Genomic DNA, 23,579 nt, shown 5'->3' with positions numbered 1-23,579 from the left:
TGGGGGTTTTCTTTTGGTGATGTACCGGGCAGAACGAAACTAATAAACCTAGTACCGATCGGGTCGGCACCGGTATTAGGCAGCCGGACAGCATCGTGGTCACCACCTTCCCGGCGGATGTGGTGCAGGATCTGCAAGATTTTATCCTGTGGCAGCCGGATGCGACGGAGATTGGTGTAGAGGCCACCTATGTGATGGTGCGCAGTCCGAGATATACTCCGGGTAAAGTGAGCGGCAAAGGACAGCAAGTGGGAGACGGCTGGTTGAATACAGCGGGGCAGTTCCCAGCCAGATTGCGGATAAACTGCATGGGCGAGAGTTTGCGAGCTTTGACGCGTTTCGTAAGGCGTTTTGGACTGAGGTGGGGAAAGATCCTGAGCTGAGCAAACAATTCAAGTCGGGGAACTTCGGCGATATCCAAACAGGTAAAGCACCTGCGCCTAGAGAAACGGAGCAGGTGGGGGACGTGTTAAATATGAATTGCACCACGTAAAACCGATCAAAGATAACGGTGAGGCTTATGATGTTGATAATATCAGCATAACTACTCCAAAGCGCCACATTGAAATTCATAGAGGGAGTTAATGAGATGGAAAAGAAAACAATATCTGATTATACGGAAGCGGAGTTTTTAAACTTCGTGAAAAAAATTTTTGATGTGCAAAATACGACGGAAGAGGAGGATATAAGGAATATTCTCGAGTTTAAACGGCTGTGTGAGCATCCTTCAGGATCCGATCTTATCTATTACCCAGATGAAAACAGGGAGGATAGCCCTGAAGGTGTCGTAAAAGAAGTCAAAGAGTGGCGTTTCAAGAACGGGAAACCAGGCTTCAAACAAGGGTAACCGTGTCTAATCGTCTTATGATGATCAAACGGTAATGAGCACTTCAGAAGCGCCCAGCAAACTAGCGTTTGTTGGGCTTTTTTTGGTATTTCAATCAACTAACCTAGCTATCAGAAGGTGTTACGAAACTCGAGTTAAACTCCATGACAACAAGTGGGGACGGCTGGTTGAATAAACCTGGCTGGCTCCTAGCCAAATCGCCAGTGCATACCGGCACCGGCATCAGGCAGGCGGACAGCATCGTGGTCACCACCTTCCCGGCGGATGTGGTGCAGGATCTGCAAGATTTTATCCTGTGGCAGCCGGATGCGCTGGAAACCGGGGTTGAAGCTGTTTATGTGATGGTCAGTGATCCGCTGGACTCGGGGCGTTTTACGCGTCAGCAACTGGATAAAAAGTACAAGCACGCGAGTGACTTTGGTGTTGCGGACACCAGAAAAAACAGAGAGACTCTGACTCAATATCGCGATGCGCTCGAGGCCCATTTGAAGGATAAGGATACGGTAGAGAAAGGGACTTATAGAAGAGAGAAAGGGGCTAAGGTGTTTTTCAACTCAAGAAAAAATAATGTCGTTGTGCTTGATAAAAATGGGGTGTTTATATCAGGATGGCATTTAACGCCAGGAACCCCACAGTATAATGGCTATATAAATACAGGAGTCTTATGATGAGTATGAAATTAATAGAAATAGCAAGGGAGCTTGTAAGCTCAAAGTTAACTGCCGATGATTTTGAGTCGCAATTCTTCACAATATGGAAGGAGGAAAGCAACTCAGGACAGCTAGCGAAGGATAGCCAGCGTGTTGGCGAATGCGCATCAGAGCTTTTTATTCTTGCTGACTGTTATACATCTCAGCCGAATCGTAGAGAAAGTGAGCTAGACGCTGATGGATTAAAAAAGGAAGTGAAGGATACTTTGGAGCGTTTCCACCTTCTTTGATTTTTAATTCTAAGATTAGAGATATACGCTAAGCAGTTTTTTATCGATGGTGTTTTAATCTCCGAATGGAAGATGGATCCAACAGAAGAAAATGGAAAGATATATTTGGATACGGGGGTTTTATGAGTAGAATGAGACTTGTTGAGCTTGGAAAAGAATTCGTAGAGAATAAAATAAGCGCGGAGGGTTTTTCTGAGAGCATTGTGAAAGAACGACGCAAATTATATGGTTATGAAGAAATAGATAAGCAGGTTGATAAATGCAGTGGAGAGCTTTTCATTCTTGCTGACTGCTATAATCCTGCGTCTGATCGAGCGGAATCTGAACTGGACGAAGTTGAATTGAAGAAAGAAGTAATTACTGTTCTTAAGAAATTTAATTTTATCTGAACATGGATTTAACGAGTAGTAAAAAGAGCTATCAGAATTTTTTAGTGAAAACAAAGTATATGCTCAATAGATGAGAGTCTATTGGGCATTTTCTTTTTTTCACGGTGATAAGGACGTGAAGAGCTAATTTAATGCCGGTTGCTCGGTTGCCCAGCAAGGTCCGGCATCAGGCAGGCGGACAGCATCGTGGTCACCACCTTCCCGGCGGATGTGGTGCAGGATCTGCAAGACTTTATCCTGTGGCAGCCGGATGCGCTGGAAACCGGGGTTGAAGCTGTCTATGTGATGGTCAGTGATCCGCTGGACTCGGGGCGTTTTACGCGTCAGCAACTGGATAAAAAGTACAAGCACGCGAGTGATTTTGGTGTTGCGGACACCAGAAAGAACAGAGAGACTCTGACTCAATATCGCGATGCGCTCGAGGCCCATTTGAAGGATAAGGATACGGTAGAGAAAGGGACTTATAGACGAGAAAAAGGATCTAAGGTGTTTTTCAATCCTAACACAATGAACGTTGTTGTTTTAAAAGAAAACGGCGATTTCTTATCAGGGTGGAAGATAAATCCAGACGCAGATAACGGTAGGATATATTTAGATACGGGGGATTTATGAATCGGATGACAATTATTGATCTGGCTAAGAGTTTTCTAAGTAAAGAGGTCGGGGCATTGGAGTTCTCCGAAAAAATATGTGTAGAAAGACGTATGCTCTATGGAGTTAAGGATCAGGATAGAGACGTTATGAATTGTGGGGAAGAGCTATTTATGATAGCTGAAGTTTACAATCCTGATTCAGAACGTGCTGATTATGAACTTGATGATGCCGGATTGCGTGCCGCAGTTATAACGGCACTGGAAAAATTCAATTTTATCTGAACACATTATTAGAATGGGTGCTCTCGTAGATTTGAACTTATCTGAGTATTAGGGACGGTAGAAAGAACCGCCTACATAGTGACAGAATAGTTAACAAAAGTGACCCTTACGCCCAATAGACGAGAGTCTATTGGGCATTTTCTTTTTTTCACGGTGATAAGGAAGTGAAGAGCTAATTTAATGCCGGTTGCTCGGTTGCCCAGCAAGGTCCAGCATCAGGCTGGCGGACAGTATCGTGGTCACCACCTTCCCGGCGGATGTGGTGCAGGATCTGCAAGATTTTATCCTGTGGCAGCCGGATGCGACGGAGATTGGTGTAGAGGCCATCTATGTGATGGTGAACAAGCCCTATGGTGAAACCAACGCCAGGGGCAAATACAGCGGTCGTGAATACAACACCAATAAAGCTGGAGGCCCCATTCAGAATCTGGATTGGAAAGGGGCCAGCATCGACCGTGCCGGCGTGGATAAGGTGAAGCTGCATACTGGGCGTTTTACAGAGTCAGACGCTAACAAAGTGATGATCGGCCGCCTGGAAAAAATCTTGAAGGGAGAACTGCCTCCCACCGATACTGACAGGCGATTTTATACACATGAGATCAGGGAATTGGAGCGTTATCGCAATTTGGGTATTAGAGATGGATCGGTGCCAGATAATCAAGGGGAAGTGTGGAATAATACGCATACTGCGACGTTGGAAGATTATCAATTAGGCAACAGCGAGGCTTTGCTCTATACGCAGGAGGCTTTAGACGCTGCTGAACAACAAGAGTTGAGGATGCTAAAATGATTGATTTAGAACGCTTGGCAAAAGAAGAAAAAATTTCTGACGTCATTGCCTTTTTGGTGAGAAATGAGGACGGGTTTGGTTATCCCCAAATGGATCGATTCTTTAGTCGCCATAATTTTACAGTAATTGGGAATGGTGAATTCAGACGGGTGTTCGAACAGTTACGTCAGAATGGCGTTATTGAATGGGGTGACAAAATGCTTGTTAAAAAAGGCCCCAACTGGAAAGAGCCGAAATTTGTAACCGAGAAAAAATACGGTATCGAATAGCCATAGTTATGGTCTGATTAGTGCATCTTTAACCCCCAGCAAACGAAATTTTGTTGGGGGTTTTCTTTTTTGGCTGGTGGGGGCGCCATAACCTGAGCCTTGTGCCGGGTGGCTAAAGTAGCGGCGCCCGCTCTTTTCGTCGCCTGGGCTAACGTGCGGATACCATAGTTAAAACGGGACGCTTGCGATCGGCATAATCGCTTGCCGTAACAAGGCGTTGCTCATAGTGTGGAAGCCTATTCCCCACGCATAAGGACCGCATGATGAGCACCGAATACCGCATCGCCAGCCCGCATTTGGCGCAGTTCGTTCAGGCGATTTGGCGCCAGGCCGGCAGCACGGCGCGTGAAGCCGAGCTGGTGGCCGAGCATCTGGTGCAGGCCAATCTGGCCGGGCACGACTCGCACGGCGTCGGCATGATCCCCAGCTACATGGCGTCGTTGGCGCAGGGGCAATTGCAGCTCAATCAGCATGCCGAGGTGGTGCGCGACGCCGGCGCGGTGCTGACGCTCGACGGCGCGCGCGGCTTCGGCCAGGTGGTGGCCAGCGAAGCGATGGCGCTGGGCATTGAACGCGCCGGCAAGCTGGGCCTGGCGGCGGTGGCGCTGCACAACGCGCACCATATCGGCCGCATCGGCCATTGGGCGGAACAGTGCGCCCGCGCCGGTTTTATCTCGATTCACTTCGTCAACGTGGTAGGCGATCCGATGGTGGCGCCGTTCGGCGGCAGCGATCGCCGCTTCGGCACCAACCCGTTCTGCGCCATTTTCCCGCGGCCGGGCCGCACGCCGCTGCTGTTGGATTTCGCCACCAGCGGCATCGCCTTCGGCAAGACCCGGGTGGCTTATAACAAAGGCTTGTCGGTGGCGCCGGGCTATCTGATCGACGAACACGGGCAACCCACCACCGAACCGAAGGTGATGCACGAAGCGCCGTTCGGGTCACTGTTGCCGTTCGGCTTGCACAAAGGCTATGCGCTGGCGGCGATGTGCGAGATCCTCGGCGGCGCGCTCTCCGGCGGCCGCACCACCCACGACGCCACGCTGAAAGCCGACAGCGACGCCATCTTCAACTGCATGACGACCCTGATCCTCGATCCTCAGGCCTTCGACGCCCCGCAAATGCAGGCCGAGGCCGAAGCGTTTATCGGCTGGGTGAAGGCGTCGCCGCCGAGCGGCGAACAGCCGATCGCGGTGCCGGGAGAATGGGAAGAGGCCAACCGCGCGGCGCGGCTGGAGCAGGGCATACCGATAGACGCCAATACCTGGCGGCAGATTTGCGCGGCGGCGGAGCAGGCGGGCATGGCGAATGAAGCGCTGGCCGGTTTTCGCGCGCAGGCGCGGCAAGCATAAAAAAAGCCACCCGATAGGGTGGCTTGTTCGCGTACTCGCAATCAGTCGTTAAAGTACCAATAGCCGCTGTTGACCAGCGCGGTCAGCAGCGCCAGGAACGACGGATCGTCCACCGCGTCGCCGAGCAGGGCGGCATCGACGCTGAAGTGCTGGCACAGGGCGTCTGCGGCCTGCAGCTGGTCGGTGTCGATCAGTTCACCGTTTACGAAGCAGCGATCGCCGACGCGCAGCACGCGCAACCCGCCCAGGCGCTGCAGTGCTTCACCCTGTTGCAGCAGTTCGTAGATTTCCCCGGCCTGATACGGCGGCTCCGGCGGCGCCAGATCCAGCTCGTGGCGCGACTGGGAGATGAACTCGCCGAACCAGTGCTGGAAGTGTTCCGGCTGTTGCACCAGATCCAGCATCATCTGCCGTAAGGCGTCCACTTCCTGCGGCAGGATCTCCGCCGGGTGTTCGCGCAGTTTAACGTCCGGATCGCCGTAGCGCTTGCTGCCGAGCTCGCGCGCCAGCACGTAGTCGGCGAAGCCGCTCACCAGCTCGCGGCCGTTCGGCGCGCGGAAGCCCACCGAGTAATTGAGCGCGTTTTCCAGCGCGTAGCCTTCATGCGGGAAGCCCGGCGGAATATAGAGAATGTCGCCCGGCTCCATCTCTTCGTCGATGATGGCGTCGAACGGTTCGACCTGCAGCAGATCCGGGTGCGGGCAGTGCTGTTTCAGCGGCGTTTTTTCCCCGACGCGCCAGCGGCGGCGGCCAGTGCCCTGAATGATGAACACGTCGTACTGATCGAGGTGCGGGCCGACGCCGCCGCCCGGCACCGAGAAGGAGATCATCAGGTCATCCATCCGCCAGTCCGGCAGTTGGCGGAACGGGCGCATCAGCGCGGCGGAAGGCTCATGCCAGTGGTCCACCGCCTGCACCAGCAGCGACCAGTTGTTTTCGCTCAGGTGGTCGAAGCTCTCGAAGGGGCCGTGCGCAACCTGCCAACGGCCGTCCTGGTGGCTGACCAGACGGCTGTCCACTTCGTTTTCCATCGCCAGCCCGGCCAGCTCATCCGGGGAGATCGGATCGATAAAGTTTTTGAAGCCGCGCTTCAGAATCACCGGACGCTTTTGCCAATAACGTTGCAAAAAATCGTTCCAGTCCAGATCTAATTGATAATCCATGTTCTATTCCAGGATAGGGGAGTGAGCCTGAGTGCGATTATAACGGAAGTTTGGCCCCGTGGATCGGGGCCGCAGCGGCATAATTTACTCGTTGTGGTGGGTGTCGTGCTGGCGGGCGAAGGTGACCTGCATGCGCGCGCCGCCGAGCGGGCTGTCGCTGATGACGATTTCGCCGTCGTATTGCTCGATGATCTCCGCCGCCACCGACAGGCCAAGGCCCTGGCCGGGGCGCAGGGTATCCACCCGCTGGCCGCGCTGGAAAATCAGCTGGCGCTTGCTTTCCGGGATGCCCGGGCCGTCGTCGTCGATAACGATGGTGAGGTTTTTCTCGGAGTGCAGCGAGGTGATCTCCACGAACTCCAGGCAGTATTTGCAGGCGTTTTCCAACACGTTGCCCATCACTTCCATAAAATCGTTCTTCTCGCCCATAAAGGTCACTTCCGGCGAGATGTCCAGCGTGATCACCACCCCTTTGCGCTGGTAAACCTTGTTCAGCGCCACCACCAGGCTGTCGAGCAGCGCCGGCACCGAGTGGATCTCGCGCGTCAACACCGTCTGGCCGGAGTTGATGCTGGCCCGGTGCAGGTAGTAACCGATCTGCTGCGAGATGCGCCCGATCTGATCCAGCATGATCGGCTCGGCTTCTTCGATGGTGGTTTGCTTGCCGCTGCGCAGCGAGCGCAGGGTGCTTTGCAGCACCGCCAGCGGCGTTTTCAGGCTGTGGGTCAGATCCGACAGGGTGGTGCGATATTTGGTGTAGCGCTGGCGCTCGTTGCGCACCAGAATGTTCAGATTGCGCACCAGCCCGCGCAGCTCGCTGGGTGGATTTTCGTCGAGCTGATCGCGCTCGCCGTTCTCCAGCTCGCCCACCTGATTGACCAGCGCCTTGATCGGCCGCAGGCTCCAGTAGGCCGCCAGCCACAGCAGCGGCACCACCAGCAGCAGGTTGGCCAACAGCACGTAGCTGAACCACTCCCACACCACGTCGGAGCGCTGCAGCTCCTGCGGAATGCTGTCGACCACCACGATGGTCAGCGCCGGCAGGCGAGGCGTGGCGGCATAGGTGTTGACCGCCACCGAGTGGGTCAGCGCGTTCTGATCGGTATCGTCGTAATTCTTCAGCTGATCCTGCGCTTTGGGGTTGTCCCCCAGCACTTCGCTACTGACGCGGGTGTCGGTGTCGATTTCGTAGAAGCCGGACTCCTCCAGCCATTCCTTGTTGATCAGCTTCTCGAGCTCCGGCACCTTGCGCTGGCTCCACAGCAGGTTGCCTTTATCGTCGTAGATAAATACCAGCGTCGGGAAGTTGAGATCGAGATCGGGGGGAATGGCGATGGTGAGCTTGTTGTCTTTCCACTGCGCCAGGCTGAAGAACAGGTTGCTCTCGCCGCGCAGCAGACGGAAGGCGGTTTTGTCGAAGCTGACGATATAGCCGACGACCGCCACCAAACCGTAAGAGAGCGACAGCGCCAGGATCACCCCGGCGGTCGCCATCAGGAAGCGGGCACGCAGCGAAAACGGTTTTTTATTCTTGTTGAACATCATGTTCACTTCGCGTCAAAACGATAGCCCTGGCCACGTACCGTGGTGATCACTTCATGCGGGTATTCCGCCTGCACTTTCTTGCGCAAGCGGCCCATCAGCACGTCGATGGTGTGGCTTTCACGCAGTTCGGCGTCCGGGTAGAGCTGCAGCATCAACGAATCCTTGCTCACCACCTTGCCGGCGTTGCGGATCAGGGTCTCGATGATGGTGTATTCAAAGGCGGTCAGCTTGATCTGTTGATCGTTGACGCTCAGTTCGCGGCGCGACAGATCGATCTGGAACGGCGGCAGCACGATCACTTGCGAAGCCAGGCCGCTGTTGCGGCGCATCAGCGCCTGCATGCGGGCGATCACTTCTTCCAGGTGGAACGGCTTGGTGACATAGTCGTCGGCGCCGGCTTCCAGCACCGCCACTTTGTCCTGCCAGCTTTCGCGGGCGGTCAGCACCAGGATCGGCAGCTTGGTCTGATGGGCGCGCCAGCGGCGGATCAGGCTCAGGCCGTCTTCACCCGGCAGGCCGAGATCGACGATGGCGATATCCGGCGCGTGTTCCTGCAGGAAATAATCGGCTTCCTTGGCGTCTTCGGCCGCGTCGACCTGATGGCCCATCTCGCGCATCTGAACGGAAAGGTGGTGACGCAGCAAACCATTATCTTCAACAACCAGTACTCGCATGGCGAACTCCTGTGACTATGCGGGTGAACGTCCTGTCACCCACGCGATAAAAGGGAACACGCTCTGCGGCGTGTCAGGGAATAACGCGGCCACCTGAACCATTTTGACAAAAAGTGCTGAGGCTATGGTAGGTATAACCCGCCCGGCTCGCAAGAGAGCCGAAGCAATGTATTAAAATAAGCGTTATCAATTTGTTCGCCGACATTATCGACAAGCTCTGATAAACGTCGGATAAACAGCGGCGGGGCAACATTAAACGCAACTTAAACGCCCCAGGCATTGCCCGCGAAAGGGAAGTGTGAGCCGGGGCGCTTGATAAGCTTTAAAGGTACTAATAAGGTATTATTGAGGCAACGGTACATTTTCTCAGGAGCGACGGATGAAGCAGTTAACCCAGGCAGAACGCATAGCGGGCGCACTTTACGGACAGATGCTGGGCGACGCGCTCGGCATGCCTTCCGAGCTGTGGCCGCGCGAGCGGGTTAAGCGCCATTTCGGCTGGATAGACGGCTTTCTCGATGGGCCGGCGGAGAACACCGCCGCCTGTTACTTCAAGGCCGGGCAATATACCGACGATACCGCGATGGCGTTAGCGCTGGCCGATGCGCTGCGGGAAGCGGAAGGCGAGGTGGTGCCGGAACTGATCGCCCGCAACGTGATCCGCTGGGTGGACAGTTTTGACGCCTTCAACAAGAACATTCTCGGCCCCAGTTCCAAACTGGCGTTGAGCGAGCAGAAGGCGGGCACGCCGATCGCCGAGTTGGAAAACAACGGCATCACCAATGGCGCGGCGATGCGCATTTCGCCTTTGGGCTGCGTGCTGCCGTCCGCGCCGCTGGAGGATTTCTGCCAGCAGGTGTGGCTGGCCTCCAGCCCGACGCACAAATCCGACATCGCCGTCGCCGGTGCGGTGGCGATCGCCTGGGCCGTCGCGCGAGCGGTAGAGGGCGCGGACTGGGCCTCGATTCGTCTGGCGCTGCCGGGCGTGGCGGAGTATGCCCAGCGCCGGCAGGAGACGACGTTCAGCCCCTCGCTGGCGGCGCGCATCGAGTTGGCGTTTCAGGTGGTGGATGAGGCCGCCGATCCCGAGCAGGCCTCTGAGCGGATATATCAACTGATCGGCGCCGGGGTGAGCACCATCGAGTCGGTGCCGGCGGCGCTGGCGATGGTGCAGCTGGCGCAAACCGATCCTACCCGTTGCGCGGTGCTGTGCGCCAACCTGGGCGGCGATACTGACACCATCGGCGCGATGGCCACCGCTGTCTGCGGTGCGCTGCACGGTGCAGAAGCGATCGAACCCGGATTGCTGGCGGAGTTAAAACGGGTGAATCCGCTGGACGTTGAGGCGTATGCCCAGGCGTTCGTGCGTTTTCGCCGCCGCCGGCAGGGCGAGGCGTGAGCCGCCGCAAGGTGCAACGGGTCAGCTTTCGCTGGTAAATTCGTACATGTCGCTGCGGCAGAAGCTTTCGCTGTATTCGACAGGCTTCTTGCGGTGGTCGAACAGCGTCTGGCGCACGATCAGCAGCGGCATCGGTTCTGATAGCTGCAGCGTCCGGCGGATATCGTCGTCGGCCATCGCCGCGCTGACCTGGCTGCGCAGCGAGCCCATCTCCACATTATTGCGCCGGAAGTAATCGTAGAGCGAGATGCCAATCTCGTCGATGTTGGCAATCGCCGCCGCCACCACGTAGGACACCGCCACCGACATCGGCCGCCGATCGATAAAGTGAATGCGCTTGAGTTGGTAGATCGGCACTCCAACCGCCAGCTGGAGCCTTTCCGCCAGTGCGGCGCTGGCCGGCACCCGCTCGCGGCTGATCCATTGCGTGTCCGGCTGACGCCCCTGTTGCGCCGCCTCGCGCGAGAACCCTTTGATGTCCGCTAAGGAATAGCGCAGCTTCGGCGCGGGCCGTTGCGGCTGGATGAAGGTGCCGTAGCCGCGTGAACGGCCGATGATGCCGTCTTGCTCAAGGCAGGCCAGCGCTTTGCGCACCGTGATGCGCGAGATGCCGAGCCGTTCGGTGAACAGGCGCTCGCTGGGCAGGAAATCCCCCGCGCTCAGCAATCCTTGCTCGATAGCCTGGCGCACCGAGGCGTTAAAGCGCAGATACAGCGGCATCGCGCCCGCGCTGGCCAGATCCTGCAGCAGTTTTTCCAGCAGACGCTGGTTGATCTCCTTGCTCATAGCTGACGGAAGTCCTGTAGCCGCAATGCGATGGCTTATTTAAGGGGATTTCGCCGGGCAGCGCAACCGCCGCCGCCGCTGGGAGAAAATGAGGTAGAGTAGTGTGCAATCGCCCCAGGCTCGGAGAAACAGACTGCCCATGAGTGACACCCCACGACACGCGGACGACGCGGCAATCCTGGCAGCCTTCACCCAGCAGCGTCAGCAGGGGCTGACCCGACGTTCGGCGCTGCACCAGGCCCTGTTGCGGCTCATCACCGCCGGGGAACTGCCGTGGCGGGCGAAGCTGCCGCCGAGCCGCGCGTTGGCGGCCCGGCTGGCGGTGGCGCGTGACACGGTGGAACAGACTTACGCGCGGCTGGAGGCGGAGGGGTTCATCAGCCGAACGGTGGGGCGCGGCAGCTTTGTGCGTTATCGCTGCGATACGCTGCTCGGCCGTGAACTGCTGGCGACGCAGGCAGGCCAGGAGGCGCGGCTGGCGGAACGCGAGTTAAGCGATCGCGGCCGGGCGTTGCTGGCGGTCAGCCATACGCCGCACACCAGCCGCCAGGCCTCGTTGACGCCCTCGCTGGCGGATCTGCGGGCGTTTCCCATCGATTCATGGCTGCAGTGGGAAAAGCAGGCGCTGCGGCGGCACGGCGAGCGGCTGTTGGGGTATGCCGATCCGCAGGGCTTGCCGGAGCTGCGTGCGGAGATCGCGCACTATTTGCAGCGGGAGCGGGGCGTCAAGGCGACGGCGGAGCAGGTGATCGTGGTCACCAGCTCTCAGCAGGCGCTGGCGCTGTGCACGCAGGTGCTGTTCGATCCCGGCGATGCGGTATTCGTCGAAGAGCCGGGTTACCAGGGGGCGAAAAAACTGGTGCAGTCGGCGGGGCTGCAGGCGCGGCCGATCGGCATTGATGAGCAGGGGCTGGACGTCGGGCAGCTGATGCAGGCTGCGGGCGGCGGGCGGGGCGTTTACATCACGCCGTCCCATCACTACCCGCTGGGGTACTCGCTGAGCCTCGAGCGGCGTCTGGCGCTGTTGCAGTGGGCCCAGCGTCGGCGGGCCTGGATCATCGAAGACGATTATGATGCCGAGTTCAACTACGATCGACAAACCAAGGCGGCGCTGCAGGGGCTGGACAGCGGCGGGCGCACGCTGTACATCGGCACCTTCAGCAAGACGCTGTTTCCGGGGCTGCGCATCGGCTTCATGATTGCGCCGCCGCAGCTGGTGCGGCCATTGGTCGCCGCCAGGCAGTTTCAGGACGGCTACACCTCGGCGCTGGCGCAGATGACGCTGTTCCACTGCCTGCACGAGGGCGGCTACGCCGAGCATCTGCGCAATATGCGCACGCTTTACAAGGCGCGGTTGGATGTGCTGTACGACGCGGTGCATCGCCATCTCGCGCCCTGGACGCGCCCGGCGCTGCCGCAGGGCGGGCTGCAGCTGGTTTGCCCGCTGGCGGATGCGGCGACGGAGCGGCGGCTGGTGGCGGCGGCGGCCGAACGGGGCATCCGGCTGTACGGCCTGGCGGACTTCTACACCGGCGCGCCGCAGCGCGGGGCGCTGGTGCTCGGTTTCTCGGCCTATACGCCGGACGAGATCGTGCGCTTTATCGCCACGCTGGCTCAGGTGTTCAGCGCGCTGCCGCGGGAAAACGGCGGTTAAAATTGGTCTGCCCGGCGTTTTGAATTGGTCCGTATTACGCCGTCGCTGCGCGGTGTATTCTGCCGCTATTCGGTTATTTCCCTAATGGAAATAATATCTTAACCCCGTGAGGCGCTATGAACCCATCAAATCGTGAAGTGACCATCCGCAGAATCAATGGCGACGACAGAGCGCAATGGCTGGCGTTGTGGCAGGGCTATCTCGACTTTTACCGCGCCGAGGTGGCGCCGCAGGTGACCGATCGCACCTTCGAACGCTTGGGGCAGGATGAACAGGTGTACGGGCTGGTGGCGGAGGATGCCGACGGCCGGCTGCTGGGGCTGATGAACCTGGTATTCCATCCGTCCACCTGGAGCGCGGTGGGCTATTGTTATATCGAAGATCTCTATGTGTCGCCGCAGGCACGCGGCCATAAAGTGTCGGAAAAACTGTTCGAACAGGCGTATCGGCTGGCGGAGGCGCGCGGCAGCGATCGGGTCTATTGGATGACCCAGGAGTACAACGCGCCGGCGCGTTCGCTGTACGACAAAATCGGCAGAAGAAGCTCGTTTATCGTGTATACCCGTTAACCGCAGGAGGCGCGTATGGCAATGAATCGTTATGGTCAGCCGATTGGCGAACCGATGCCGGATTGGCAGCCGGCTCGCCGCCCGGGCGGCGTGACGCTCGGCGGGCGTTTCTGTTCACTGGCGCCGCTCGATCCGCAGCGGGATTACGCCGCGCTGTATGACGCTTTCCAGCTGGCGCCGGACGGCCGCGACTGGACCTATCTGTCTATCGAACGGCCCGACACGCCGGCGGCGATGTTGCAGCACCTGGAGACGCTGCAGGCCAACCCGACGCTGGTCAATCTGACGGTGTTCGACGCCGCCAGCGACGCGCCGGTGGGGACGGTGGCGCTGATGCGCATCGACGAGGCCAACGGCGTGCTGGAGATCGGCCACGTCAGCTGGTCGCCGTTGATGAAACAGCGCTCCAGCGCCACCGAAGCCATCGCGCTGCTGCTGCGTTATGCCTTCGACACGCTGGGCTATCGCCGCTGCGAGTGGAAGTGCGACAGCCATAACGCGCCGTCGCGCCAGGCCGCGCTGCGCTTCGGCTTCCGTTACGAGGGCAACTTCCGCTTTGCGGTGATCGTCAAGGGGCGCAGCCGGGATACCGACTGGTTCGCCATCACCATTGACCGTTGGCCGGCGGTGCGGCAGGCGCTGGCGCGTTGGCTGAGTGCGGACAACTTCGATGCGCAGGGGCGGCAGATTGCCCGGCTGCAGGTGTTGCGCGGCGAATAATAAGCAAAAAGGCGGCCCGTGGGCCGCCTTGTCGTTGTGGGTCTAACGCGCTTACTTCAGCTCGTCGACCATGGTGGTGGCGCGGCCGATATAGTTGGCCGGGGTCATCGCCTTCAGACGGGTTTTCTCTTCTTCCGGCAGCGCCAGGCTATCGATGAACGCCTGCATGCCGGCGGCGTCCACGCGCTTGCCGCGGGTCAGCTCTTTCAATTTCTCGTAAGGCTTTTCGATGCCGTAGCGGCGCATTACGGTCTGGATCGGCTCGGCCAGCACTTCCCAGTTGTGATCCAGTTCGTCCAGCAGGTGCGCCTGGTTGACTTCCAGCTTGCTGATCCCCTTCAGGGTGGCCTGATAGGCGATCAGCGCGTAACCCAGGCCCACGCCCAGGTTACGCAGCACGGTGGAGTCGGTCAGGTCGCGCTGCCAGCGGGAAACCGGCAGTTTGCCCGCCAGGTGGCCCAGCACGGCGTTGGCCAGCCCCAGGTTGCCTTCGGAGTTTTCGAAGTCGATCGGGTTGACCTTGTGCGGCATGGTGGAAGAACCGATTTCGCCGGCGATGGTCTTCTGCTTGAAGTGGTTCAGGGCGATGTAGCCCCAGATGTCGCGGTCGAAGTCGATCAGAATGGTGTTGAAACGCGCTACGCAGTCGAACAGTTCGGCGATGTAGTCATGCGGTTCGATCTGGGTGGTGTACGGGTTCCAGGTGATGCCGAGCGAGGTGACGAACGCTTCGCTGAACTGATGCCAGTCCACTTCCGGGTAGGCGACGATGTGGGCGTTGTAGTTGCCGACCGCACCGTTGATTTTACCCATGATCTCCACGCGCTCCAGTTGGCGGTACTGGCGCTCCATGCGGTAAGCCACGTTGGCGAACTCTTTGCCGACGGTCGACGGGGTCGCCGGCTGGCCGTGGGTGCGCGACAGCAGCGGGATATCGCGGTATTCCTGCGCCAGCCCTTTCAGCGCGTCGATGATCTTGCGCCAGTAAGGCAGCACCACGTCCTGACGGGCGCTTTGCAGCATCAGCGCGTGCGACAGGTTGTTGATGTCTTCGGAGGTGCAGGCGAAGTGGATGAACTCGGACACCGCGTGCAGCGCAGGCACCGCCGCCACTTTTTCCTTCAGGAAATACTCGACCGCTTTCACGTCGTGGTTGGTGGTGCGCTCGATGGTTTTGATGCGCTGTGCGTCTTCTTCATTGAATTCCGCGACGATTTTGTCGAGGAAAGCGTTTGCGTCGGCGTCAAAAGCGGGAACTTCCTTGATTTCTGCGCAGGCGGCCAGTTTTTGCAGCCAACGTACTTCAACCTGTACGCGGAATTTCAGCAGACCGTATTCGCTGAAAATGGGGCGCAGTGCGCTGACTTTATCACCGTAGCGTCCATCAACGGGGGAAACGGCGGTCAGTGAGGATAATTCCATCGGTAGCAACTCCTGGGATCGATTAACAATGAGCAACGATATTTTGCGCCTGCTTGAACAGACGATTACGGGAAAACATTAACTGCAGGCGGCTGCCGCCGACCTGTTGCCACAGCACGGCGGCGCGAATGCCGGCCAGCAGCGTGGCGCGAACCTTGGCCTGCACCTGCGGGTTCTGCAGGATGGCCGGCGAGCCGGTCACCTGGATGCGCGGCCCGAGCGGGCTGACCACGTCGACGTAAATGCCGGCCAGCGCGCTGATGATGGTGTCCGATTCAAGATCGAAGTGCGCCAGCTGGCGCTCGAGCTGGCCGAGGCGTTCGCCGAGCGTGTTCATCGCCTGTTTGTTGGCGTTGAGCTTGCGCTCCAGCACCATCAGGCTGATGGTGTAGCGGGTCAGTTCCGCGCCCGGCCCTTTGTTGTTGGCATTCAGCACGCCCATCAGGGTTTCGAGGCCGACCATCAAATTGCGTTCTTCGCCGCCGAACACCGCCAGCGTGGAGGGCGGATCCATTTGCAGCAGGCTTTTCAGCGAGGTCTGAAACGCTTCGCGGTTGCATTGCCCTTCATGGGCCAACTGCTGAACCAAACGCGCCGACTGGCTGATGCCCGCCATGGCCAGCGTGATGTCATAATAATTCTTCGCCACGATGACTCCTGTAAACGCGGTGAACGGTACATGGCTTACTGCATAAGGTTGTGTGTATCGCAGGGGTAACGGCGGCGGCCGCGAACGGTAACGATCGGGCGTGGCTGTAACAACGATGACAACGAATGCCGCGGATCATGCCACAAAATCGAGGGTAAACCCAGCGTCTAATACGTCTGCGGTGAGGCGGAGGTGCCGTGCGGCGCAGAACTGCGCAAATAGGCGACGAAAATCGCCGGCGCGGCGGCGCGAACTTATTGTTGCTGCGGCAAATAAAGTGCGGCGGCTGCATCTATACTGCCAACGTGAACCCTCAAATAAAGACCTTTATATGCACGTAAAAAACAAGCAGCCACTGCCGGCGGTGACGCTGGCGGCCATCGGCGTGGTGTACGGCGATATCGGCACCAGCCCGCTGTATACCCTGCGCGAATGCCTGACGGCGGAGGAGGGCATCACCCTGACGCCGGCCTCGATTTACGGCTTTTTATCGCTGATTTTCTGGCTGCTGACGCTGGTGGTGTCGATTAAATACATTTGTTTCGTGATGCGCGCCGACAACGACGGCGAGGGAGGCATTCTGACGCTGATGTCGCTGGCGATCCGCAAGCTGGATGCGCGCTGGGTGCCGGCGGCGGTGCTGATCGGGCTGGTGGGCGGCAGCTTCTTTTACGGCGATGGGGTGATCACCCCGGCCATTTCGGTGCTCTCGGCCATCGAGGGGCTGCAGATTATCGCCCCCGAGCTGGACAGCTTTATCGTACCGCTGTCGCTGCTGGTGCTGACCGCATTGTTCGCGATCCAAAAACGCGGCACCGGCAGCGTCGGCAAACTGTTCGCCCCGGCGATGGTTATCTGGTTCCTGACGCTGGCGCTGCTGGGCCTCGGCGGCATTTTGCATCACCCCGGCGTGCTGCGGGCGCTGAACCCTTACTGGGCGGTGAATTTCTTCCTCGAATACAAGGCGGTGTCGTTCTTTGCGCTGGGCATGGTGGTGCTGTCGGTCACCGGCGCCGAAGCGTTGTACGCCGATATGGGCCACTTCGGTAAAAAGCCGATCCGTCTGGCGTGGTTTACGCTGGTGGCGCCGGCGCTGGTGTTGAACTACTTCGGCCAGGGGGCGCTGCTGCTGGCCAACCCGGCGGCGATCAATAACCCGTTCTTCCTGCTGGCGCCGACCTGGGCGCTGATCCCGCTGCTGGTGATCGCTACGCTGGCGACGGTGATCGCCTCGCAGGCGGTGATCTCCGGCGTGTTCTCGCTGACGCGGCAGGCGGTGCGGCTGGGCTACCTGCCGCCGATGCGTATCATCTATACCTCCGATCAGGAGTCCGGGCAGATCTACATTCCGGTGGTGAACTGGCTGCTGTTCGCGGCGGTGCTGATCGTGATCCTCAGCTTCAAACACTCCAGCAACCTGGCCTCGGCCTACGGCATCGTGGTAACCGGCACCATGCTGCTGTCGTCGATTCTGCTGAGCATCGTGGCGGTGAAAAACTGGGGCTGGCCGCGCTATCTAGGCGGGCTGATGCTGCTGGTCATGCTGTGCATCGACGTGCCGCTGTTCGGCGCCAACCTGATCAAGCTGGCGACCGGCGGCTGGTTGCCGGTGGCGCTCGGGCTAATCATTCTGCTGATCATGCTGACCTGGAAGACCGAGCGTTCGCGCCTGATCCGCCGATTGCGCGACAATCAGGAAGGGCTGAGCGCGCTGATCGAGTCGCTGGAGAAGGCGCCGCCGAAGCGGGTGCCGGGCACCGCGGTGTTTATGGAGCGCACGCCGCATGCGGTGCCGCTGGTGCTGTTGCATAACCTGAAGCATAACAAGGTGCTGCACGAGCGCGTGGTGCTGTTGACCATCGTCACCACCGACATGCCGTACGTGCACAACGTGCAGCGGGTGGCGATCGAACAGCTGTCGGCGAGTTTCTGGCGGGTGGTGGCGAGCTACGGCTGGCGCGAGACGCCCAACGTGACAGACATTCTTTACCGCTGCGGGCTGGAGGGGATGAGCTTCACCATGAATGAGACCTCGTTCTTCATGTCGCGCGATACGCTGGTGCTGGGCAAACGGCCCTGGTATCTGCGCGTGCGCGGCAAGGTGTTCCAGTTGTTGCAGCGCAACGCGCTGCGGGCGCCGGATCTGTTCGAAATCCCGCCGAACCGGGTGATCGAGCTGGGAGCGCAGGTGGAATTTTGAATAAAAAAACGCTGCGGTAAACGCAGCGTTTTTCTTGGGCGGCAGGCGAATTACGCCAGGCGCTGTTCGATGATGCCGCCGCCGAGGCAGATTTCGCCCTGGTAGAATACCGCCGACTGACCGGGGGTGACGGCGGAGACCGGCTCGTCGAAACGCACTTCGATGCGTTCGTCGTCGAGCGGGGTCACGGTGCAAGGGATATCCTGCTGGCGATAGCGGGTCTTCACCGTGCAGCGGAACGGGCCGCTCAGCGGCAGACGATCCACCCAGTGCAGCTGCTGCGCGATCAGGCCTACGGACATCAGGCGCGGGTGATCGTGCCCCTGCGCGACGACCAGCACGTTGTTGGCCACGTCTTTATCCACCACGTACCACGGATCTTCGCTGCTGTCTTTCAGGCCGCCGATGCCCAGCCCTTTGCGCTGGCCCAGGGTGTGATACATCAGGCCCTGGTGTTCGCCGACGGTCTGGCCGTCAACGCTGACGATCGGGCCCGGCTGGGCCGGCAGGTAGCGGCCGAGGAAGTCGCGGAACTTGCGCTCGCCGATAAAGCAGATGCCGGTAGAGTCTTTCTTCTTGGCGGTGACCAGCTCCAGTTGCTCGGCGATGCGGCGCACCTCCGGCTTCTCCAACTCGCCGACCGGGAACAGGCTCTGCGCCACCTGCTCGTGGCTCAGGGTATAGAGGAAGTAGCTCTGATCTTTGTTGCCGTCGACGCCGCGCAGCAGGCGGCTTTTGCCGTCCACGTCCTGGCGGCGCACGTAGTGGCCGGTGGCGATGAAATCGGCCCCCAGATCTTCGGCGGCGAACTCCAGGAAGGCTTTGAATTTGATCTCTTTATTGCACAGGATGTCCGGGTTCGGCGTGCGGCCGGCCTTGTACTCTTCCAGGAACAGCTCAAACACGTTGTCCCAGTATTCCGCCGCAAAGTTCACCGTGTGCAGTTCGATGCCCAGCTTGTCGCAGACCGCTTGCGCGTCGGCCAGATCGGTCGCGGCGGAGCAGTACTCTTCGTCGTCGTCTTCTTCCCAGTTCTTCATGAACAGCCCAGCGACCTGATAGCCCTGTTGCTGTAACAGATAGGCGGTAACGGAAGAGTCGACGCCGCCGGACATACCGACGATTACTTTTTTCTGGCTGTTGTCTGACATGGGGATCTCACGAACTTGAACACGAACCGTGCTGATAAAAACAAGCGCAGGATTTTACCACGTTGGCCGCGCCGGCGCACTGTTCATCTTGTGCTGCCCGGCACGCTTAATGCGGCCAGGCGAAGCTGCCGACCAGCGACAGCGGGTAGCGCTCCGGCTGCTGATAGCTGCGAATGCTCTCCGCCACCAGCGCGGAACGCAGGTTGGGCGCCTGCAAAATCTCGTCGGCGCTCAGCCACAGGCAGCGATCGATGTCGCTGTCGTGCGGCTCGGTCGGCAGCGGCTGTTCCAGCTCGATGACGAAGCAGAAGCGCAGAAACGGTGTGCGATCCGGCGCGATCCACTGGTGCAGGCGCAGGAACGCCTGCGGCGTGGCGCGGATGCCGGTCTCTTCCCACAGCTCGCGCTCGGCGGCCTGCACCAGCGTCTCGTCGGCCTCCAGATGGCCGGCCGGCTGATTCCACAGCGCTTTGCCGTTGATGGTCTCTTCGACGACCAAAAATTTGCCGGCGGCGTGCACCACGCAGGCGACGGTGACGTGCGGTTTGAACATGCGGTCTCCTTACAGCGGTTTATCGATGCGCCGGTAGATGTCGTCCAGCTCGGCGATGCGGGTGCGGTAGCTTTTGAGCAGACAGGCGGTGTCACCGCCGCACCGCTGGCGCTTGGTCAGCCAGGCCTGCTGGCTGTCCTGCATCGCGCCGCGCGCGCCCATGGCGAACAGGCCGCGCAGGAATTGATATTTGGTGGCCATTTGCACGTCCAGATCGTTCAGCGTGCGGTCGGCGCAGATGGCGCGTTCATCGCTGCCTGCCGCCTTGGCGCAGTCGAAGCTGGCGGCAGGGGCGGCGAACGGGGCCGCCAGAGCGGCGAGCAGCAGCGCGATCGGGGTAGATTTCATGGCGCCTCCATCAGTTATCGGTCTACAGGGAATCGATGATTTTCCATTCACCGGGCTGCAGTGAACCCAGCGAAAGATTACCCATACTGTAGCGAATCAGGCGCAGGGTAGGGAACCCGATATGCGCCGTCATGCGACGCACCTGGCGGTTTCGCCCTTCGAACAGGGTGATTTTCAACCAGCTGGTGGGGATGGATTTGCGTTCGCGGATCGGTGGGTTGCGCGGCCACAGCCACTGCGGCTCGGCGACCAACTCCACCCCGGCGGGCAGCGTCGGACCGTCTTTCAGCGTGACGCCGCTGCGCAGCGGCGCCAAATCGCTCTCCTGCGGCGCGCCCTCGACCTGCACATAGTAGATTTTGCCGGTGCGCTTGCCCGGCTGGGTGAGCTGCGCCTGCAGCTGGCCGTCGTTGGTCAGCACCAGCAGCCCCTCGCTGTCGCGATCCAGGCGCCCGGCGGCGTAAACGTCGGGGAAGGGGATGTACTCTTTCAGCGTGGCGCGGCCGGCTTCGTCGGTGAACTGCGGCAATACGTCGAAGGGCTTGTTGAATAACACAATGCGGCGCGGCCCCTTCGGCGCGGCGGGTTTGGCGGCATTCGGCTTGCTGAATCGTTTAACGTTGTGATTTCTAACAGAGAATTTTTTCATAACGGTTGAGATTACGGATGATAAGCGCATTATAACCGAATCCGTTTCGGATTGGCGCGGACCGAATATTCAAGTAGTATCTACACGCATCTTACAAAGCATTAACAAAATTGCGCTTGAAGGAGAGGTTGATGGAAAGCAAAGTAGTTGTTCCGGCAGAAGGTAAAAAAATCACGGTTGACGCCCAGGGTAAACTGGTTGTTCCTCATAACCCGATCATTCCGTTCATCGAAGGCGACGGCATCGGCGTTGACGTGACTCCTGCCATGATCCACGTGGTTGATGCGGCCGTTAAAAAGGCTTACCACGGCGAACGTAAAATCTCCTGGATGGAAATCTACACCGGCGAAAAATCTACCCACGTTTACGGTAAAGACGTGTGGCTGCCGGACGAAACTCTGGACCTGATCCGCGACTACCGCGTCGCCATCAAAGGCCCTCTGACCACCCCGGTCGGCGGCGGCATCCGTTCTCTGAACGTGGCCCTGCGCCAGCAGCTGGACCTGTACGTGTGCCTGCGCCCGGTGCGTTACTACCAGGGCACCCCAAGCCCGGTCAAACAGCCTGAGCTGACCGACATGGTGATCTTCCGCGAAAACGCCGAAGACATCTACGCTGGCATCGAGTGGAAAGCCGGCTCCGCCGAAGCGGACAAAGTGATCAAATTCCTGCGCGACGAAATGGGCGTGAAGAAAATCCGCTTCCCGGAGCAGTGCGGTATCGGTGTGAAGCCATGCTCCGAAGAAGGGACCAAGCGTCTGGTGCGTGCGGCGATCGAATACGCCATCACCAACGACCGTGACTCCGTGACCCTGGTTCACAAAGGCAACATCATGAAGTTCACCGAAGGTGCCTTCAAGGATTGGGGCTATGAGCTGGCGCGCGAAGAGTTCGGCGGCGAGCTGATCGACGGCGGCCCATGGCTGAAGATCAAGAACCCGAACACCGGCAAAGAGATCGTGGTTAAAGACGTGATCGCCGACGCCTTCCTGCAGCAGATCCTGCTGCGCCCGGCGGAATACGACGTGATCGCCTGTATGAACCTGAACGGCGACTACATCTCCGACGCCCTGGCGGCCCAGGTAGGCGGCATCGGTATTGCGCCGGGCGCCAACATCGGCTCCGACTGCGCCCTGTTCGAAGCGACTCACGGCACCGCGCCGAAGTACGCCGGCCAGGACAAAGTGAACCCAGGCTCCATCATCCTGTCTGCAGAGATGATGTTGCGCCACATGGGCTGGTTCGAAGCGGCTGACCTGATCGTTAAAGGCATGGAAGGCGCCATCGCCGCCAAGACCGTGACCTATGACTTCGAACGCCTGATGGAAGGCGCTAAATTGCTGAAATGTTCAGAGTTTGGCGACGCTATCGTTAAACACATGTAAGTGTGTTAAAGCGTTAAATGAGAACGGGAGCCTTAGGGCTCCCGTTTTTTATTGTTCCAATTGCATGGGTTATTGCGCTGCCGCAATCCGGCGCCGGAGCCAACAGAGCAGGGCTGTTATGCAATTGCGCGAGATTGATATCAGCTCGAACAAGGGGAGAGTTACCTCATTATTCCCGGACAGACGGCTGATGGAATCGTGGTGAAAACCTCTACATGGCACGCTGTGCGGAGGCTGGATTTGTACTGATCTCAGGAAAGTTGCTGATCGGCGACGTCATCATAATGTCAGTGAGAGCGGATGAACTGAACCATGCCGGTGCGCACTCGCTGGGGGCGTGATGCTCCATCACATGTACGGTCAGCTAAGTAATCGTGTCCCTTACGAGTGATATTGGCAGGAACGAACAATCACGATTTTGCGTTTTAACGGGTGAACTTCTTGACTTCAACTGTTAACATTAAAGGGGATTATTATTCTATAGGAAAAGGATTAAATGAGAGAGTTTGGTTTTTTATTGCTGGCAGTAGGTGTCGTTTGGCTGCTGATAGCTTTTAACATGGACACCTATGTTTTTACTGGGTATGGTGAACGTGTCAATAACATTGGTTTGATCGCATCTAAACAGAATCACTTGCTGATATCATCAGTTATTTCTATTTGCGCCATTTTGATGATCATCTTTGGGAAATCGTCGTCTAAGGCAACCAATGTATATGTAAAATGCCCGTTCTGTGCTGAAGAAATAAATCCTGAAGCAATAAAATGCAAGCATTGCGGTAGTGATGTATCGGTTCAGTTGAAAGTACAGAAAGAAAACAAGTTCTCATTTTATGGATTTGATCATAATTTATTGCTATCAGAAGATGATAGTCCAACACTAAATGACAGTGAGGTGATGAAATTAGCTAATAAAATCAAGTCAATATCAAATTCAAGTCGTGATTCTTATATTTTTGGTGAGCATCAATCAGATATCACATACATTAAATACAAACTCCCTAAAGCTGTTCAAGATGAGTTTGTAAAAAGGTTAAAATACTGGCTTGCTAAATAAAACTTATTCGTCAAGAAAGCCGCGCCATGCGCGGTTTTTTTATGGGGCGAGTATGCCTTTTAAGATTCCCGAAATTAAATGAATTTGCCTCTAAGGTGTTCTGAAAACGGGGGCTGGGAGAGTTTACCGTTTATTCTCCGGAAGTCCAATTTAAACATTAAAAGCCCTTGCTGCAATTCTACCTGATTTACAA

At 58.1% G+C, this 23,579-nt stretch carries 27 protein-coding genes and 1 pseudogene; 18 read left to right on the top strand and 10 right to left on the bottom strand.

From position 1 onward, the window contains the following. Positions 1-74 precede the first annotated feature (74 nt). The 11 genes and pseudogenes from AC2CGQ_RS09675 (at position 75) to AC2CGQ_RS09625 (ending at position 5,462) form a co-directional block, all read left to right on the top strand. On the top strand, positions 75-383 hold the full coding sequence (locus AC2CGQ_RS09675; protein ID WP_370456264.1) for an S-type pyocin domain-containing protein: 309 nt from the start codon (positions 75-77) through the stop codon (positions 381-383). Further along, positions 293-585: pseudogene (locus tag AC2CGQ_RS09670) on the top strand (HNH endonuclease signature motif containing protein). Before AC2CGQ_RS09675 ends, AC2CGQ_RS09670 begins: the two are co-directional and overlap by 91 nt. A 4-nt stretch (positions 586-589) precedes the next feature. After that, on the top strand, positions 590-847 hold the full coding sequence (locus AC2CGQ_RS09665; RefSeq protein WP_015377595.1) for a bacteriocin immunity protein: 258 nt from the start codon (positions 590-592) through the stop codon (positions 845-847). 143 nt (positions 848-990) lie between these two features. Further along, complete coding sequence (locus AC2CGQ_RS09660) at positions 991-1,515, top strand: colicin D domain-containing protein (RefSeq protein ID WP_484593631.1); 525 nt, start codon at positions 991-993, stop codon at positions 1,513-1,515. Next, positions 1,512-1,787 carry a colicin immunity domain-containing protein gene (locus AC2CGQ_RS09655; protein ID WP_230199829.1) on the top strand — a complete coding sequence of 92 codons (276 nt, stop codon included), beginning with the start codon at positions 1,512-1,514 and terminating at the stop codon, positions 1,785-1,787. The genes AC2CGQ_RS09660 and AC2CGQ_RS09655 overlap by 4 nt, the downstream gene beginning before the upstream one ends. A 122-nt stretch (positions 1,788-1,909) precedes the next feature. Next, positions 1,910-2,176: a colicin immunity domain-containing protein gene (locus tag AC2CGQ_RS09650; RefSeq protein ID WP_242141764.1), complete on the top strand. Its 267-nt coding sequence runs from the start codon at positions 1,910-1,912 to the stop codon at positions 2,174-2,176. A 138-nt stretch (positions 2,177-2,314) separates the two neighbouring features. Then, entirely contained in the window at positions 2,315-2,788 is a 474-nt protein-coding gene (locus AC2CGQ_RS09645; RefSeq protein ID WP_076740313.1) for a colicin D domain-containing protein, read from the top strand. 5 nt (positions 2,789-2,793) lie between these two features. Beyond that, on the top strand, positions 2,794-3,051 hold the full coding sequence (locus AC2CGQ_RS09640) for a colicin immunity domain-containing protein (RefSeq protein WP_242141762.1): 258 nt from the start codon (positions 2,794-2,796) through the stop codon (positions 3,049-3,051). Positions 3,052-3,286: 235 nt separating this feature from the next. Next, positions 3,287-3,841 (top strand): S-type pyocin domain-containing protein, encoded by a 555-nt coding sequence (locus AC2CGQ_RS09635; protein ID WP_085336603.1) that lies wholly within the window; start codon positions 3,287-3,289, stop codon positions 3,839-3,841. Further along, positions 3,838-4,110, top strand: a complete 273-nt coding sequence (locus AC2CGQ_RS09630; RefSeq protein ID WP_015377598.1) for a hypothetical protein — start codon at positions 3,838-3,840, stop codon at positions 4,108-4,110. Before AC2CGQ_RS09635 ends, AC2CGQ_RS09630 begins: the two co-directional genes overlap by 4 nt. 263 nt (positions 4,111-4,373) lie before the next feature. Beyond that, on the top strand, positions 4,374-5,462 hold the full coding sequence (locus AC2CGQ_RS09625) for a malate/lactate/ureidoglycolate dehydrogenase (RefSeq protein ID WP_484593718.1): 1,089 nt from the start codon (positions 4,374-4,376) through the stop codon (positions 5,460-5,462). A 41-nt stretch (positions 5,463-5,503) separates the two neighbouring features. Here the strand turns inward: AC2CGQ_RS09625 and AC2CGQ_RS09620 are convergent, their stop codons facing one another. From AC2CGQ_RS09620 to phoP, 3 genes are all read right to left on the bottom strand, one after another. Beyond that, positions 5,504-6,625: a ribosomal protein uL16 3-hydroxylase gene (locus AC2CGQ_RS09620; protein ID WP_004941161.1), complete on the bottom strand. Its 1,122-nt coding sequence runs from the start codon at positions 6,623-6,625 to the stop codon at positions 5,504-5,506. 84 nt (positions 6,626-6,709) lie between these two features. Continuing rightward, positions 6,710-8,167, bottom strand: a complete 1,458-nt coding sequence (phoQ, locus tag AC2CGQ_RS09615) for a two-component system sensor histidine kinase PhoQ (RefSeq protein ID WP_004941164.1) — start codon at positions 8,165-8,167, stop codon at positions 6,710-6,712. A 5-nt stretch (positions 8,168-8,172) separates the two neighbouring features. Next, positions 8,173-8,844, bottom strand: a complete 672-nt coding sequence (gene phoP, locus AC2CGQ_RS09610; RefSeq protein ID WP_004941169.1) for a two-component system response regulator PhoP — start codon at positions 8,842-8,844, stop codon at positions 8,173-8,175. 379 nt (positions 8,845-9,223) lie between these two features. Here phoP and AC2CGQ_RS09605 point away from each other — a divergent pair, with 379 nt between their 5' ends. Continuing rightward, positions 9,224-10,243, top strand: coding sequence for an ADP-ribosylglycohydrolase family protein (locus tag AC2CGQ_RS09605; protein WP_033645924.1), 1,020 nt, complete (start codon positions 9,224-9,226; stop codon positions 10,241-10,243). Between the two features lie 21 nt (positions 10,244-10,264). Here the strand turns inward: AC2CGQ_RS09605 and AC2CGQ_RS09600 are convergent, their stop codons facing one another. After that, positions 10,265-11,029, bottom strand: a complete 765-nt coding sequence (locus AC2CGQ_RS09600; protein WP_484593630.1) for a GntR family transcriptional regulator — start codon at positions 11,027-11,029, stop codon at positions 10,265-10,267. A 139-nt stretch (positions 11,030-11,168) separates the two neighbouring features. On the opposite strand from AC2CGQ_RS09600, the gene pdxR reads away from it, so the two are divergent. From pdxR to AC2CGQ_RS09585, 3 genes are all read left to right on the top strand, one after another. Then, entirely contained in the window at positions 11,169-12,683 is a 1,515-nt protein-coding gene (gene pdxR, locus AC2CGQ_RS09595) for a MocR-like pyridoxine biosynthesis transcription factor PdxR (protein ID WP_380693613.1), read from the top strand. A 116-nt stretch (positions 12,684-12,799) separates the two neighbouring features. Next, on the top strand, positions 12,800-13,252 hold the full coding sequence (locus AC2CGQ_RS09590; protein WP_015377605.1) for a GNAT family N-acetyltransferase: 453 nt from the start codon (positions 12,800-12,802) through the stop codon (positions 13,250-13,252). 15 nt (positions 13,253-13,267) lie between these two features. Beyond that, positions 13,268-13,972: a GNAT family N-acetyltransferase gene (locus tag AC2CGQ_RS09585; protein ID WP_015377606.1), complete on the top strand. Its 705-nt coding sequence runs from the start codon at positions 13,268-13,270 to the stop codon at positions 13,970-13,972. 51 nt (positions 13,973-14,023) lie between these two features. Here the strand turns inward: AC2CGQ_RS09585 and purB are convergent, their stop codons facing one another. Both purB and hflD read right to left on the bottom strand, forming a co-directional pair. Beyond that, positions 14,024-15,394: an adenylosuccinate lyase gene (gene purB, locus AC2CGQ_RS09580; RefSeq protein ID WP_484593629.1), complete on the bottom strand. Its 1,371-nt coding sequence runs from the start codon at positions 15,392-15,394 to the stop codon at positions 14,024-14,026. Between the two features lie 22 nt (positions 15,395-15,416). Continuing rightward, positions 15,417-16,043, bottom strand: a complete 627-nt coding sequence (hflD, locus tag AC2CGQ_RS09575) for a high frequency lysogenization protein HflD (protein ID WP_004941196.1) — start codon at positions 16,041-16,043, stop codon at positions 15,417-15,419. Between the two features lie 331 nt (positions 16,044-16,374). Between hflD and kup the strand changes: the two genes are divergently transcribed. Then, positions 16,375-18,243 carry a low affinity potassium transporter Kup gene (kup, locus tag AC2CGQ_RS09570; RefSeq protein WP_484593628.1) on the top strand — a complete coding sequence of 623 codons (1,869 nt, stop codon included), beginning with the start codon at positions 16,375-16,377 and terminating at the stop codon, positions 18,241-18,243. Between the two features lie 50 nt (positions 18,244-18,293). On the opposite strand, the gene mnmA is transcribed toward kup, so the two are convergent. From mnmA to rluE, 4 genes are all read right to left on the bottom strand, one after another. Further along, positions 18,294-19,394, bottom strand: coding sequence for a tRNA 2-thiouridine(34) synthase MnmA (gene mnmA, locus AC2CGQ_RS09565; RefSeq protein ID WP_015377608.1), 1,101 nt, complete (start codon positions 19,392-19,394; stop codon positions 18,294-18,296). A 106-nt stretch (positions 19,395-19,500) separates the two neighbouring features. Then, positions 19,501-19,947 (bottom strand): NUDIX hydrolase, encoded by a 447-nt coding sequence (locus AC2CGQ_RS09560; protein WP_015377609.1) that lies wholly within the window; start codon positions 19,945-19,947, stop codon positions 19,501-19,503. A 9-nt stretch (positions 19,948-19,956) separates the two neighbouring features. After that, positions 19,957-20,295, bottom strand: a complete 339-nt coding sequence (locus tag AC2CGQ_RS09555) for a lysozyme inhibitor LprI family protein (RefSeq protein WP_015377610.1) — start codon at positions 20,293-20,295, stop codon at positions 19,957-19,959. 22 nt (positions 20,296-20,317) lie between these two features. Then, positions 20,318-20,944, bottom strand: coding sequence for a 23S rRNA pseudouridine(2457) synthase RluE (gene rluE, locus AC2CGQ_RS09550; protein ID WP_021505540.1), 627 nt, complete (start codon positions 20,942-20,944; stop codon positions 20,318-20,320). Between the two features lie 131 nt (positions 20,945-21,075). Here rluE and icd point away from each other — a divergent pair, with 131 nt between their 5' ends. Together icd and AC2CGQ_RS09540 are read left to right on the top strand one after the other, a co-directional pair. Next, entirely contained in the window at positions 21,076-22,329 is a 1,254-nt protein-coding gene (gene icd / locus AC2CGQ_RS09545) for an NADP-dependent isocitrate dehydrogenase (RefSeq protein ID WP_015377612.1), read from the top strand. A 496-nt stretch (positions 22,330-22,825) separates the two neighbouring features. After that, the gene (locus AC2CGQ_RS09540) at positions 22,826-23,386 is read left to right on the top strand and encodes a zinc ribbon domain-containing protein (protein WP_135638098.1); all 561 of its coding nucleotides are present in this window, start codon (positions 22,826-22,828) and stop codon (positions 23,384-23,386) included. Positions 23,387-23,579: the final 193 nt, after the last annotated feature.

The sequence above is a fragment of the Serratia sp. DFXYC6 genome (assembly GCF_057196085.1).
This window is presented reverse-complemented; position numbering and strand designations above follow the sequence as displayed.